We start from the raw sequence: 14,543 nt of genomic DNA on the forward strand, positions 1-14,543 counted from the left end.
TTATGGCTCAAGAGTTTAGCCGTACCGAAAGGGTACGGCATCAGCTACAACGAGAAATCGCTATGATCCTGCAACGTGAGATAAAAGATCCTCGCGTTAGTATGGTTACAGTATCCGACGTGGAAGTTTCTCGTGACTTAGCTTATGCCAAAGTGTTTGTTACCTTTTTCCAGGATGACCCTGAGCAAATTAAGCAGGCGTTAAAAGTGTTGAATGAAGCCTCAGGCTTCATTCGATCTTTATTGGGTAAGCGCATCAAAGCACGCATTGTTCCGCAACTAAAATTCCAGCACGACGCTTCTTTAAATGAAGGGATTCGTATGGGTAAATTGGTTGCGGAAGCTCGTGAACGAGATAAGAAAAGCAGCGAAAACAGCGGAGACGATTAATGTCTAAAGCTCGTCTACGCAAAGGCCGTGCTGTTACGGGCGTAGTATTATTGAATAAACCGCAGGGCATGAGTTCAAACCATGCCCTGCAGCGTGTTAAGCGCCTGTATAATGCACAAAAAGCGGGTCATACTGGTGCGCTGGATCCTCTGGCAACCGGTATTCTGCCAGTTTGTCTGGGAGAGGCGACTAAGTTCTCGCAATATCTGCTGGATGCCGATAAAGCCTATCGGGTTGAAGCTACGCTGGGGATAAGAACAACCACCAGTGACGCCGAAGGTGAAGTGGTAGAGGAAAAGCCTGTTGCAGTTGATACCGCTAAGGTTGCCGATGCAATAAAGCAGTTTATTGGTGAACAGGAACAGTCCCCCTCTATTTATTCGGCACTAAAGCACGAAGGTCGTCCATTATATTATTATGCGCGGCAAGGCATTGAAGTGCCGAAAAAAACGCGCACAATCACCGTCCACTCTATCGAACTGCTGGATATTCAGGACAATAAAGTAACCCTGCAAGTGAGTTGCAGCAAAGGTACCTATATTCGTACTTTAGTTGATGACTTGGGTCAGTTATTAGGCTGTGGTGCTCACGTATCCATGCTACACCGTAACGCCGTGGCTGACATAGATGAAGCCGCTATGGTCACCCTGGAACAACTGGAAGCGATAGCAGAAGAGGGCTATGAAGCTCTCGATGCATTATTGCATCCGGCTGATTTGTTACTGGGAGAATTGCCTGAGGTAACGGTAACTCAAGAGCAAACTCGTGACTTTTTGCATGGACAACCCGTTCCTTTACCTGAGCAAAATGGGAAGGAAGCCGAAGAATGGCGGGTTACTACGGAAAACTCGCTATTTCTTGGGGTCGGACGGGTGAAAAATGCGGAATTATGGCCACGCCGGGTTATTGCACGGGAACATGTGGATTTATAGTTGTTTTTACGGCGGCTGACGAGTATAATCGCCGCCTTCATATCGATGCTGAATTAGTGATTGGCGTCGATCATTTTGACAAAACTTAGGAGTTAGCATGTCACTAACTGTTGAACAGAAAGCTGAGATTTTAAAAGAATTTGGTCAAGGCGAGAACGATACCGGTTCTCCTGAAGTGCAAGTTGCACTTTTAACTAAAAACCTGGCTGAATTACAAGACCACTTTAAAGAACATAAGAAAGATCACCACTCACGTCGTGGTCTGTTACGTATGGTTAGCCGCCGTCGTAAGCTTCTTGATTATCTGAAGCGTAAAGACGAAAAACGTTACGTAGCTATCGTAGAACGTCTTGGCATCCGTCGCTAAGACAAACGTTCTGAAAAGAATAAAATAAAAAGGGCCTGAAGGCCCTTTTTTTGTATTCTTTTTTAGGCTTATGGGTCTTAATTTCGTCACAATTCCCCTATACTATGCGGTGAGATAAATAAAGAGAGAAGACGAGTATCAATCCGGATACTCTATATTTTGAAGGTAAAGGAAAGCAACGTGAATCCAATAACTAAACAATTTCAGTACGGTCAGCATACAGTCACATTAGAAACTGGCGTAATAGCACGTCAGGCGACTGCTTCTGTGCTTGCCAGCATCGATGACACAACAGTTCTAGTCACTGTGGTTGCGAAAAAAGAAGCTCGCGAAGGGCAAAACTTTTTTCCATTGACGGTAAATTACCAAGAGAAAACTTACGCAGCTGGTAAAATTCCAGGTGGCTTCTTTAAGCGTGAAGGCCGTCCAAGCGAAAATGAAACTCTGACTTGTCGTTTAATCGACCGTCCAATTCGCCCATTATTCCCTGATGGTTTCATGAACGAAGTGCAAGTTGTTGCAACTGTTGTTTCTGTAAACCCTCAAATTAATCCTGATATTGTTGCCTTAATTGGTACTTCAGCAGCGCTGTCTATTTCTGGTGTTCCTTTCGCAGGCCCAATCGGTGCAGCTCGTGTTGGTGTCGTGAACGATGAATACGTTTTAAACCCAACCGCAGATGAGTTAGAAAACTCGAAACTGGACCTGGTGGTTGCCGGTACTGATAAAGCTGTCTTAATGGTTGAATCAGAAGCTCAATTGCTGTCTGAAGACCAAATGCTTGGTGCCGTTATGTACGGTCACGAAGCAATGCAGGACGTTATTAAAGCCATTACTGAATTTACTGCAGAAGCAGGCAAAGAGAAGTGGGATTGGCAGGCACCTGCAAAAGATGAAAGCTTACAGACCAAAATTCGTGAATTGGCAGAGCAAGGTATTGGCGAAGCCTACCGCACTACCGACAAAGCAGAACGTAAAGGTAAGCTTGACCAGGTTAAAGAGCAGATGGTCGAGAAGCTGACTGCTGAAGATGAAAATGTCGATTTAGAAGAAGCTGGCAAAATTTTCCATGACCTGGAAAGTGACATTGTCCGTAGCCGTATTATTGCCGGTGAAAAGCGTATTGATGGCCGCGACCCTGACATGGTTCGTGCTATTAGTGTGGCTACTGGTGTATTACCGCGTACTCACGGTTCAGCATTGTTTACCCGTGGTGAGACTCAGGCGTTGGTAACTGCGACTTTAGGTACCGATCGTGATGCTCAGATGATTGATGAGCTGACCGGTATGAACACGAATCGCTTCATGCTGCATTATAACTTCCCTCCATACTGTGTTGGTGAAACGGGTATGGTTGGTTCGCCAAAACGTCGTGAAATTGGTCATGGTCGTTTGGCTAAACGGGGTATTCAGGCGGTTATGCCTAGCCACGACGAGTTCCCATACACCATTCGTGTGGTGTCAGAAATTACTGAATCAAACGGTTCAAGCTCGATGGCCTCAGTTTGTGGTTCTTCACTGGCGTTGATGGATGCAGGTGTACCAATCAAGTCTTCTGTAGCGGGCATTGCTATGGGCTTGGTTAAAGAAGGCGACAAGCATGTTGTTCTGTCTGATATTCTTGGTGATGAAGATCACTTAGGTGATATGGACTTTAAAGTAGCGGGTAACACTGATGGTATTACTGCGCTGCAAATGGACATTAAAATTGACGGCATTACTCGCGACATCATGGAAAGCGCCTTAGCGCAGGCTAAATCAGCTCGCTTGCACATTCTGAAAGTGATGGACGAAGCTATTGGCGGTCACCGTGAAGAACTGTCTACTTATGCGCCTCGCTTTACCACCATCAAAATTGATCAGGACAAGATCAAAGACGTTATCGGTAAAGGCGGAGCGGTCATTCGTGAGTTGACAGAGTCAACCAATACCAACATTGAGATTGGTGATGACGGTACCATTAAAGTTGCAGCCAGCGACCAGGCTGATGCTGACGCCGCTATTGAGAAAATCAAACAGCTAACGGCTAACGTTGAAGTTGGCAAAATTTATCAGGGTAAAGTAGCACGTATCGTAGACTTTGGTGCCTTTGTTACTGTTCTGCCCGGTAAAGACGGCTTAGTTCACATTTCTCAAATTGCAGAAGAACGTGTTAACGACGTAAACGAATACCTAAAAGTTGGTGATGTTGTTCCGGTTAAAGTACTGGAAATAGACCGCCAGGGTCGCGTGCGTTTAAGCATGAAAGAAGCTGCTGAGAAAAAAGAAGAACCAGCACCTGAAGCGCCGGCAGAGCCAGCAGCTGAAGAAGAAAACAAAAGCGAAGAGTAATCGTAAAGATTTTCTCAGCTTTGTTAAAAACCCCGTGTGAACGGGGTTTTTTTATATCTGCTTTTTGCCTGAATGGCGTTGAGTGTGCTGTAATAGGGGCGAATGTATATTTAAGGATAAAATTATGCAAGAGCGCAGAAGTGTTAGGTTCATGGGAGCTTTGTTGTTATTAGGTGTCATGACGGGGTGTGCCTCGCAAAGTTCATTTAATCAGTTACCTGATACCGTGGTACTTGCAGAGCCTGAAAGCGCAGAGTTTCGTTATGAGATTGAACTGGCACGCATTGGGCAGATGCTAAGAGAAAATTTAACTGAGGAACAGCGCGGAGAGCTATATTACCGCCGCGGTGCGTTATACGACGCCGTTGGCTTGAGAACTCTTGCGAGAATGGATTTTACCCGGGCTTTAGAATATAACCCGAGGTTGGCCGATGCGTATAATTTCTTAGGTATTCAATATACGCAACTAGAGGAGTTTGATTACGCTTATGAGGCTTTTGATTCAGCAATTGAACTCAACCCTGAGCACCGTTATGCCTATTTGAACCGGGGTATAGCCGAGTATTATGATGCCAGAACGAAACTTTCTCAGGAAGACTTAAAATACCATCTGGAAAGAGAACCCGATGATCCTTACCGCGTTATTTGGCTGTTTCTCGCCGAACATGAAAATGATGCCGCGTTGGCACAAAAAAGCCTTGAGCAAAACGCTGAGAAACTGAGTAAATCCGACTGGGGGTATCAGATTGTACAACTGTATGCAGGCAAACTTTCTGAAGAAGCGTTTTTACAACGTATGACCCGTAACTTAGGGGAATCGGAAAAGCTGACTGAACGTTTGTGTGAAGCCTATTTTTATCTTGGCAAGTACATGCAGATGAAAGGAGAGCAATTGCAGGCTGTTAACTACTTTAAATTGGCTTTAATGACCAATGTGTATGGCTTCGTTGAACACCGTTATGCGTCGGTTGAGTTAACCCGTATTCGTGAATCGTTACTTAGTCGTTAAAGAGAAAAGGAGTGAAAGCCGGACTCTTAATTGTGTTGTTTCTGCTTGCTTTAAGTGGGTGGTCTCATCAGGTTCATAACCACCAACAAGAGCTCAGCAGGTTAGCGCATCAGGGTAATGCCCGGGCACAAAATCAACTGGCAAATCATCACTGGAAACTTGATAACCGTACCGCTGCTTATTATTGGTGGCAGCGGTCGGCAAAGCAGCATTATTTCCCAGCCATAGAAAGTTTAATTGACGAATTTCCGAGAGCAAATGACACCTGGCTTGAACTGGCCGTTGCTGCTGGTGACCCGGCGGCTCAACGGCAGGTAGCTAGTGCTGAATTAACCGATCAGAAAACATCAATAAATCAATGGCAGAACCGCTGGGGCGATTCGAGAGAACCTTGGTTGCAGAGCAAGCTTGAATTGATTGAACGCTATAAGAATAATGGTCAGTGTGATATGGAAATTAATGTCGTTGCAGCGGATTCTGGGGAAAAACGACGTTATCTTAACTTTTTGTCCGCGGTACAAAACGCTCCTTTTGATACGCAGAATTGGTGCATTAGTTTTACTCTGGACGAAAGCTTATTTTGCGTAACCGATACGCAAAGAAAGCGAGCCAGTTGCCGTTCCGAACAGCAATTTGATAAGCAGGTAATATTAGCCGAAGAAGGCATTGCCAGTGCCAATAGTCAGACATTGACTTTAACCCGGGACAGTTCAGAAGCGGTTATTCAACATGAGCTGGGACATTGGTTGGGGTTCGCTGATGAATATGAAATGTCAGACGCACTTGCTCAAAAGTTCTGTTATGGCTACTACGACCACGACAGTCTGAATATTATTGTGACAGAAGCTCATAACGAGTATTCGGTACGGCAGGTTAAAGCGGTTTATAAAAGCCTGCCGTGGAAAGCTGAACTCAGTTCATGGCAGGATATTGCGACGCAGAAGCAAGGGAAATGGCGTTTAGGAAGCTCAAAAGAGGCTGCTGTCGGCCTTTTTAAAACGGATACCTGTAACGCCATAGATGACAGGCAAGCATGGCGTCCTGTTAATGTCAGAACTGCTATGGAACAGCATGACACCAAACTATGGCCAGAAGTCTACTTAAGATTGCTGAAGCAAAAAACTGAGGCTTTTGATTTAGACGCTAATAGCGACTTGGGCCAGGATTAATACTGGGCAGAGTGTTGCCAGAAACCAAATAAGTGACCGAAGTTTGTCATAGTTGCTTAAATAAGCAATGTGATAGAGCACTCTAAGCACAATAAAAGAAATACTCAAAAATTCAATGCGTTCGGTAACCTGAGAAGTTGCCAGGGCCGCCAATATGGCCGCGGCAAATAACGGGAAAGCTTCATAAGCATTATAGTGACCGGCAACGGCCCGGGCTCCACGCCCAAGTAACCGTTGCTGTTGAGCTCTGGGGTGTTTATTGTCATAACCGTTATCCCGGTTCTGAAAGTAAACCACAGGCGCCTTAGCCAAAATTGGCAAGACTCCGGCAATGAGTAAACACCACAGTAAAAGGCTCATGGTCATTATTCCCTAATTAACGTACGGTTTCGCCCGCAGCCTGTAAGTCAGCATGATAAGACGAGCGTACCAGTGGTCCACTGGCAATGTGGCTAAAGCCCATTTCAACACCCGCAACACGCAGCTCTTCAAATTCGTCAGGATGCACGTAGCGCGCTACCGGAATATGGTGGCGGCTAGGCTGCAAATACTGCCCGATAGTTAACATGTCGACATCGTGCGCCCGGAGATCTTTCATGACTTCCAGTATTTCTTCTTTGGTTTCGCCAAGACCGACCATAAGTCCAGACTTAGTCCGGATATCAGGACGCACTTCTTTGTATTTTTGCAGCAAGTCTAAAGACCACTGATAATTTGCACCAGGACGAGCCGCCTTATACAGGCGTGGCACGGTTTCAAGGTTGTGGTTAAATACGTCAGGCGCTTCGCCTTTAAGAATATCAAGCGCAACCTGCATACGACCACGAAAATCCGGTACCAATACTTCTACCTGAATGTTGTTCTCACTGTGCTTACGAATTTCACGAATGCAGTCCGCAAAATGCTGAGCACCGCCGTCGCGTAAATCATCACGGTCAACCGATGTAATTACGACATACTTCACTTTCATGTCGCGGATGGTTTTGCCCAGCTTTTCAGCTTCTTCCGGATCGGGAGGAAGAGGGCGACCGTGAGCAACGTCACAGAATGGGCAACGACGTGTGCAAATGTCGCCCAGGATCATAAAACTGGCTGTACCGTGATTAAAACATTCCGGTAAATTTGGACAGGATGCTTCCTCACAAACAGAGTGCAAACCATGGCTGCGCATTGCTTGCTTAATTTCATCAATACGCTCAGTTGAAGAAGGTAACTTCACCTTCAGCCACGACGGCTTACGCAACATCTGATCGCGTTCGGTGGGAATAATTTGTACTGGTATCAGTGCCATTTTATCGGCGTCACGCATTTTGACACCAGGTTCAACTCTAACTGGCTTTGACATAATCTTGAGCGAGTCCCGTTTGTTGAAGAATGTTGCTGTAGGAAAGAGAGCTGGTAAAGTGCTTTATCACTGCATCAGCCGCTTCACTAAAGCTATCAGGACCATTGAGATCCTTAGTTTGAATCATTTTTATGCCCGAAAGACCACAAGGGTTTATTCGGGAAAAAGGTTCCATATCCATATTGACGTTCAAGGCCAATCCGTGGAAAGAACAGCCTTTACGAATACGCAGTCCCAGAGAGCAAATTTTATCTGTATTTACATAAACTCCAGGAGCGTCTCGACGCGCTTTGGCATCAATTTCGTAGTCGGAAAGGGTTTCAATGACGGTGTTTTCAATGTGGTTAACGAGTTGACGGACACCATAATTAAGACGACGGATATTAAGAAGGAAATAAATAACGAGCTGACCCGGACCGTGATAGGTAACCTGTCCGCCTCTGTCGACCTGGATAACCGGAATATCACCCGGAGCGAGAATATGCTCAGCTTTTCCGGCTTGTCCTTGAGTGAAGACAGGGTCGTGCTCGACCACCCACAGTTCGTCTGCAGTGTGTTCGTCGCGTTGGTCAGTGAATTCTTGCATAGCATGCCATACGGGTTCGTATGGCTGCCTGCCCAATTCACGGATAATTAGGGTATCGTTCATGCCGTCATTATAACGTTTGTCAGCAACAACGGCTAGTCCTGCCGCTACAGAACGTAGCGAACGTCCTCGATATCTGAGAGTGAACGATACAATATTTCGATATGCTGCTGGCTTTCGACACGCACCGCAACAGAAATTGAGTGGTAGTTGCCTTTGCTGCTGGGCTTTACGGAAGGGCTGTAGTCGCCCGGAGCATGCTCTTGTAAAACTTCCACAACCTGATCAGGAAGGCTGTCACTAGCAACCCCCATCACTTTAAAAGTAAAGTGACAGGGGAAGTCGACCAGTTCGTCAAAACGAGTTTTTTGCATCTATCTAAACCTTTATTCTTCAGTAAACTGCTGTTTTATATAGTCCATCATCTTCTTGAAGAATCCACCTTCTTCGACAGCTTGTAAGGTTACCAGCGGAAATGAAGCTACATCTTCGCCATTTAGCTGAAGGTAAACTGTGCCTACATGCTGGCCTTTTGAAAGCGGAGCCTGAAGTTGTTCATCAAGTTCAAAGTTAGCATTCAATTTATCGCGCTGGCCTTTAGGTAAAGTAATTACGACATCTTCACTAATACCCAGCTCGACTTCATCTAAATCACCACCCCAAATACGTTGGGAAATGAAGCTTTCGCCGGCAGAATACGCTTTTACGGTTTCGAAATAACGGAATCCGTAGTTAAGCAGTTTTTTGCTTTCAACTTTACGCGCTTGTTCACTGTTAGTTCCCATAACCACAGCAATTAATCGGGTTCCGTCTTCAACGGCGGAAGAAACCAAGCTATAACCCGCTTCATTAGTATGGCCGGTTTTAATGCCATCGACGTTCAAGCTCCGATCCCATAGCAATGAGTTGCGATTGTATTGCTTAATATTATTGTAGGTAAAAGACTTTTCTGAGTAGAGTTTATATTCTTCAGGAGTCTCATTTATTAAAGCACTTGCTAACGTGGCCATATCACGAGCGGAGACGTATTGCTCAGAATCAGGCAGCCCGTGACTGTTCGCAAAGTGACTGTCCTTCATGCCTATTTGTTCAGCATAATTATTCATTAACCCAGCGAAAGCGTCTTCGCTTCCCGCAATATGTTCAGCCATTGCAACACAGGCGTCGTTACCAGAGGAAATAATGATGCCACGGTTTAACTCTTTAACACTGACCTCTTTGCCAACTTCGATAAACATTTTGGATGACTCAGGGAAGTTTTTGGCCCAGGCATTTTCGCTTACAGTAACAATATCCTTCTCGCTAATGCGGCCAGCTAGCATTTCTTTACCAATAATATAGCTGGTCATCATTTTGGTCAGGCTGGCCGGGGGCAGGCTTTCACGGGAATTATTTTCTGCTAACACTTTGCCAGTAGTGTGATCGATAAGAATATAGGCTTTCGCATTAACCGACGGCGCATCGGGAACTAATGACTGAGCGGCGAAGCTTGCTGAGCTGAATAATAGGGTTACGGCAGTAAAAAGGTGACAAATTTTTTTCATTGGGATTATCTTTATCTTATCGGTCAAAAAGTGAATCAAATGCGTAAAGAGGCCGAATTATATCAGTTTTGTTGCACAGCGTCAGGAGTATCCGTCTGACTTTGCGCCGCCTTTACGCGAAAAGCTTTAGGGTATCCGGAAGATCTTATTTGCTCGAGTAAATCGTGACTTTCATCTTCAGAAACCGGTCCCAGCATGAGTTTATGTAGACCATGAGTTTGTTCAGTAGTTGCAATTTCCTGGAACTTGGGCGGTAAGTTGTGTTTTAACTGCGATAAACGGTCGATATTTGACGAGGCAGCTAATTGAATATGATAGCTGGACTGGCTCGTCGATAGAGGTTGTTCTTCCGCGCGCATGGGAGTGTTTAAGTTGATGGCTTCGATTCTGACTGGTGCAGTACCATTATCCAGCATATCGAGTTTATAAGCAGCAGCAAATGACAAGTCGATAATACGTTCAGGATGGAATGGCCCGCGATCATTTACTCTAACAGTGACGGTACGGTCGTTGTTCAAGTTAGTGACTTTTACATAAGTAGGCAGAGGTAACCGGGTATGAGCCGCTGACATACTGTACATATCATAATATTCACCATTCGAAGTCAGATGCCCATGAAATTTATTTCCATACCAGGAGGCATAACCTTCCTCGACATACCCTACCGCACTGTCCATTACCTCATAATTATTGCCTAAGACCCGATAGTCCCGATTCCCCTGAGGACTGATAGGCTCATGTACGGGAACGGCACTGCGTAACTCCGACTCAGTAGGTAAACGAGTCGGAGCACTGTCTTCATGCTGAGAGTATCGGCCGGAGGGGCCGCTGGAACAACTACTGAGCAAAAACACGCTCAGCATTAAGGTGGATAAATTACTGCACTTCATTTTTCAGTTGCTCGCTAAACTGGTAGACAGCCATCGCGTAAAGTGGACTGTGGTTATACCGGGTAATCACATAGAAGTTGTCGTATCCCAGCCAGTATTCATGAGCGTTTTCTGTTTCAAACTCAAATACTCTGACCTCGGTACCATTATTAACCGCCTTATGCTGCGGAAGTTCATAGCCTTTACGCTTAATTTCGGAACGCGTGGTATTGGGTTTCATACCGTCGCTGACTAACGCTTTCCAGTCTTGTTCATTACCAAGAGGCTGTGCTACAGGTTGGCCTTGCTGCCATTTATGTTCTGCAAAATAATTAGCCACACTGCCGATAGCATCGACCGGATTCGTCAAAATGTCTCTTTGTCCGTCGTTGTCAAAGTCCACCGCGTAATGCCGATAGCTGGAGGAAATAAACTGACCGAAACCCATAGCACCGGCGTAGGAACCTTTTGCTTCGGCTACGTCCCAACCTTCTTCAGATGCTAACTGAAAGAATTCGCTAAGTTCGGAACGGAAGAAACTTGAACGGGGGGGGTAATGAAAGCCTAAAGTGTAGAGTGAATCCAGAACGGAATATTTCCCCATATAATTGCCATAAAAGGTTTCGACGCCAATGATTGCAACTATGATTTGAGCAGGTACACCGTATTCAGCTTCTGCACGTTCCAGCGTTTCTTTATGTTTTTTCCAGAACTTAACGCCCGCTTCTAAGCGTTTTTCAGTTAAGAAAATTGGGTAGTATTGATACCAGGGCTTGGCTTCCCATGGACGCTGAATGGCTTCAAGAACCTCGTCGTTTTTCCGAGCTGTCGAAAGCCATTGGCGAACTTGCTCTTCGTCCAGCTTGTGCTGCTCAACTTGCTGCTGAATAAAATCTTCAACCTCAGGGCTCTGCTCCTGAGCATTTGCAGCAAAGCTGCTTGTTGCGGTTAGCAACGCTAATCCTAATAAGGTGCGCATATAGTTTCCCTGTTTTTTTAGCCATTTTTCATAACTAAGCGATGATGGGTCGCAATGGACATGAGCATGCCGAAGCCGGCCATAAGTGTCACCATCGACGTGCCACCATAACTGATTAAAGGTAATGGTACCCCAACCACTGGCAATAGTCCTGAAACCATACCAATATTTACAAAGACATAAACAAAGAAGGTGAGTGTTAATGAACCGGCCAATAACTTACAAAAGATATCCTGGGTTTGCAGAGCAATAATTAGGCCTCGTAAAATAATGAAGCCATATAATGCAAGCAAAAGGATAACTCCGGTAAGGCCAAATTCCTCACTAAAAACAGAAAAAATAAAGTCGGTATGACGCTCCGGTAAAAACTCCAGTTGAGACTGAGTTCCCTGAAGCCAGCCTTTGCCATCAATGCCGCCTGAACCGATGGCAATTTTTGACTGAATAATGTGGTAGCCGGAACCGAGAGGATCACGTTCGGGGTTTAAAAAAGTGAGCACTCGTTGGCGCTGGTAGTCGTGCATAAGATAAAACCAGAGCACAGGGGTAAAAGCCGCAGCAGAAATAGCCGCGGCGGTAACTAACTTCCAGCTTAGTCCAGCCAAAAATATAACGAAAAGTCCAGCGCAGGCAACCAGCAGAGAAGTCCCTAAGTCGGGTTGTCGGGCAATGAGTAAGGTTGGAATAATCACCAGCACTAAAGCGCCAAACAATCGATAAATGGAGGGCGGAATAGGGTGTTGATTCATATACCAGGCCAGCATAAGGGGCATGGCAAGTTTCATTATTTCTGACGGCTGTATGGTTAAAGGGCCTATATCCAGCCACCGTTGAGCGCCTTTCCCCATTTCACCGAAAACAAGTACGGCCACTAGCAGCAGAACCCCGGCACCAAAGGCTGGCACCGCAAAGCGTGACAGGGCACGTGGTGGAATTTGTGCAACCACAAAAAGTACAACAAACGATAACCCAATACGTATCGACTGCCTTTCTACGACCTCCAGATCCTGCCCGGCAGCGCTGTAAATAACAAATAAACTAAGAACTGAGAGCACAACCAAAGGAATAAGCAGTGGCCCATCAATATGCAGTTTTTTCAGTAGCGGACTTCTTTGGCGTTCTTCAGTTGTCAGCATTTGTTTCTTCCTGCTGTTTTTTGCCATTGTTAAATCGGGTGTGCCAGACGTCTAATATTTTTCTTGCTACCGGTGCGGCGACACTTCCGCCGCCCCCAAGAGAGTTTTCTATTGCTACCACAACAACAACTTCAGGATCGTCTGCCGGAGCGTAACCCACGTACATCGCATTATCGCGATAGCGCTCGGCGATATCTTCCGCATTATACTCCTCTTCCTGTCCGAGGCTTCTGACCTGAGCGGTTCCAGTTTTTCCTGCCGACGAGTAAGGCGCGTCTTTAAACGATCGATGCGCTGTACCCTTTGATGACATGTTGACGTTACGCATCCCTTTAGTGATAACTTCCCAATTGTTACTATCGGATAAGGTCAACTTTTCCCGGTGGGCGATTAAAGCTTCTTCAAATACACCGTCTTGTATTTTACCGCGAAGCAGCCTGGGAATAAGGTGCTCACCTTTATTTGCAACCATGGCCGTTGCAACGGCTAGTTGCATAGGTGTTGCCGTCCAGTAACTCTGACCAATACCGACAGAAAGAGTTTCGCCCGCATACCAGGGCTGACCGAAACGCGCTCTTTTCCAACCACGAGATGGCATTAATGCAGAGACTTCTTCGTGAATATCGATGCCTGTTCTTTCGCCAAAACCAAACTCAGCCATAAAACTGGATATCTTATCGACGCCGAGCTTAAGGGCTAAATCGTAATAAAATGTATCACAGCTTTCAGTAATGGCTCTTTCTACATCGACCCAGCCGTGTCCCCAGGCCAGCCAGTCGCGGTAGCGTCGGTCAACGCCTTTTATTTCAAACCAGCCGGGGTCCCATATGCGAGTATCTTCGTCAATGGTGCCTTCTTCTAATCCGAGCAAACCGATTTGAGGTTTGATGGTTGATGCCGGAGGATAAGCCCCTTGAGTTACGCGGTTAAGCAACGGACTCTGAGTCGAATTCAACAACGATTGATACTGCTTAACCGAAATGCCATTGACGAACCAATTTGGATCGTAGCTGGGCGTGCTGACCATAGCCAGTATCCCACCGGTGGTGGCATCCATTAATATAATAGAACCGCGTTGCTCACCTAGTAACTCCGCAGCTTTTCTCTGTAATTCAAGATCCAGCTCCAGAACGATGTCCTGACCCGGCTTAGGTGCTTCAATACTCAATGTCCTGACTGCACGCCCTCGGTTATTTACCTCAACACTCTGATAGCCGACTTCGCCATGGAGATCTTTCTCGTAGTATTTTTCTATACCGAGCTTTCCTATCGTCCGGCTGGCGGCATAATTAGGTAGTTCGCCACTTTCACGCAGGCTCTCGACGTCTCTTGGGTTGATCTTGGCAACATAGCCAACTGCGTGTGTTAATAACTCTTTGTGAGGGTAGTTTCGTATCAAACGAGCTTCGATGCTTATGCCTGGGTACTTATGTTGATGCGCCGCAAAAACTGCCAGCTGTTTTTCATTCAATTCATCGAGCAAGGGCACATTATTAAAACGCCGCTGATTTTTTAGATTCCGGTAGAAGCGCTCAATAGTGCTGTCAGGAAAGTCGAGTAACTGCTGAAGTTGACTTAGGGTCTGCTCAAGATTATCGATTTCTTCCGGGGTAACATCCAGACTGTAAATTGGTGTGTTTTCTGCTAATAAAACACCGTTGCGGTCGTAAATTAAGCCCCGATTCGGCGCCAGAGGGAGTAATTTGATCCGGTTATCGTTAGAGCGCGTCTGAAGCTCGTTATGTTCACTCACCTGTAGGTGATACATGTTTGACGCTAGAGCAATAAAAGCAGCTACAACAATCACCATAGCAACGAGTACACGTCGCCCAAAAACGGCCGCTTCGGAGTCATGATCACGTATGTGGGTGCGGTGACGCATTATTA

General features: G+C 45.9%; 15 protein-coding genes. 6 read left to right on the forward strand and 9 right to left on the reverse strand.

The features are described from left to right. Positions 1 to 2: 2 nt before the first annotated feature. The 6 genes from rbfA to DET62_RS01335 all read left to right on the forward strand — a co-directional run bounded on the left by rbfA (position 3) and on the right by DET62_RS01335 (position 6,197). The gene (rbfA, locus tag DET62_RS01310) at positions 3 to 389 is read left to right on the forward strand and encodes a 30S ribosome-binding factor RbfA (protein ID WP_034820154.1); all 387 of its coding nucleotides are present in this window, start codon (positions 3 to 5) and stop codon (positions 387 to 389) included. Next, positions 389 to 1,321: a tRNA pseudouridine(55) synthase TruB gene (gene truB / locus DET62_RS01315; protein WP_110012619.1), complete on the forward strand. Its 933-nt coding sequence runs from the start codon at positions 389 to 391 to the stop codon at positions 1,319 to 1,321. The genes rbfA and truB overlap by 1 nt, the downstream gene beginning before the upstream one ends. A 97-nt stretch (positions 1,322 to 1,418) precedes the next feature. Then, positions 1,419 to 1,688, forward strand: a complete 270-nt coding sequence (gene rpsO / locus DET62_RS01320; protein ID WP_011234216.1) for a 30S ribosomal protein S15 — start codon at positions 1,419 to 1,421, stop codon at positions 1,686 to 1,688. 180 nt (positions 1,689 to 1,868) lie between these two features. After that, the gene (gene pnp, locus DET62_RS01325) at positions 1,869 to 4,019 is read left to right on the forward strand and encodes a polyribonucleotide nucleotidyltransferase (protein WP_110012618.1); all 2,151 of its coding nucleotides are present in this window, start codon (positions 1,869 to 1,871) and stop codon (positions 4,017 to 4,019) included. Between the two features lie 124 nt (positions 4,020 to 4,143). Beyond that, positions 4,144 to 5,028, forward strand: a complete 885-nt coding sequence (nlpI, locus tag DET62_RS01330) for a lipoprotein NlpI (protein ID WP_110012617.1) — start codon at positions 4,144 to 4,146, stop codon at positions 5,026 to 5,028. Positions 5,029 to 5,039: 11 nt separating this feature from the next. After that, complete coding sequence (locus tag DET62_RS01335) at positions 5,040 to 6,197, forward strand: peptidase (RefSeq protein WP_110012616.1); 1,158 nt, start codon at positions 5,040 to 5,042, stop codon at positions 6,195 to 6,197. On the opposite strand, the gene DET62_RS01340 is transcribed toward DET62_RS01335, so the two are convergent. The 9 genes from DET62_RS01340 to mrdA all read right to left on the reverse strand — a co-directional run bounded on the left by DET62_RS01340 (position 6,165) and on the right by mrdA (position 14,538). After that, the gene (locus tag DET62_RS01340) at positions 6,165 to 6,557 is read right to left on the reverse strand and encodes an MAPEG family protein (protein WP_110012615.1); all 393 of its coding nucleotides are present in this window, start codon (positions 6,555 to 6,557) and stop codon (positions 6,165 to 6,167) included. The two genes, DET62_RS01335 and DET62_RS01340, sit on opposite strands and share 33 nt — an antisense overlap. 16 nt (positions 6,558 to 6,573) lie before the next feature. Further along, the gene (gene lipA / locus DET62_RS01345; protein ID WP_110012614.1) at positions 6,574 to 7,542 is read right to left on the reverse strand and encodes a lipoyl synthase; all 969 of its coding nucleotides are present in this window, start codon (positions 7,540 to 7,542) and stop codon (positions 6,574 to 6,576) included. Beyond that, positions 7,526 to 8,191, reverse strand: coding sequence for a lipoyl(octanoyl) transferase LipB (gene lipB / locus DET62_RS01350; RefSeq protein ID WP_110012613.1), 666 nt, complete (start codon positions 8,189 to 8,191; stop codon positions 7,526 to 7,528). Before lipB ends, lipA begins: the two co-directional genes overlap by 17 nt. Positions 8,192 to 8,235: 44 nt before the next feature. Then, positions 8,236 to 8,502 (reverse strand): DUF493 family protein YbeD, encoded by a 267-nt coding sequence (gene ybeD, locus DET62_RS01355; protein ID WP_011234209.1) that lies wholly within the window; start codon positions 8,500 to 8,502, stop codon positions 8,236 to 8,238. A gap of 12 nt (positions 8,503 to 8,514) precedes the next feature. Next, positions 8,515 to 9,672 carry a D-alanyl-D-alanine carboxypeptidase family protein gene (locus DET62_RS01360; protein ID WP_110012612.1) on the reverse strand — a complete coding sequence of 386 codons (1,158 nt, stop codon included), beginning with the start codon at positions 9,670 to 9,672 and terminating at the stop codon, positions 8,515 to 8,517. 62 nt (positions 9,673 to 9,734) lie between these two features. Continuing rightward, on the reverse strand, positions 9,735 to 10,562 hold the full coding sequence (locus DET62_RS01365) for a septal ring lytic transglycosylase RlpA family protein (protein ID WP_110012611.1): 828 nt from the start codon (positions 10,560 to 10,562) through the stop codon (positions 9,735 to 9,737). Then, positions 10,549 to 11,520, reverse strand: a complete 972-nt coding sequence (mltB, locus tag DET62_RS01370; RefSeq protein ID WP_110012610.1) for a lytic murein transglycosylase B — start codon at positions 11,518 to 11,520, stop codon at positions 10,549 to 10,551. The genes DET62_RS01365 and mltB overlap by 14 nt, the downstream gene beginning before the upstream one ends. A 17-nt stretch (positions 11,521 to 11,537) precedes the next feature. Then, on the reverse strand, positions 11,538 to 12,656 hold the full coding sequence (rodA, locus tag DET62_RS01375) for a rod shape-determining protein RodA (protein WP_110012609.1): 1,119 nt from the start codon (positions 12,654 to 12,656) through the stop codon (positions 11,538 to 11,540). Further along, positions 12,643 to 14,538, reverse strand: a complete 1,896-nt coding sequence (mrdA, locus tag DET62_RS01380; protein ID WP_110012608.1) for a penicillin-binding protein 2 — start codon at positions 14,536 to 14,538, stop codon at positions 12,643 to 12,645. Before mrdA ends, rodA begins: the two co-directional genes overlap by 14 nt. Positions 14,539 to 14,543: the final 5 nt, after the last annotated feature.

Source organism: Idiomarina sp. H2, assembly GCF_004364275.1.
Classification (GTDB): Bacteria; Pseudomonadota; Gammaproteobacteria; order Enterobacterales; family Alteromonadaceae; genus Idiomarina; species Idiomarina loihiensis.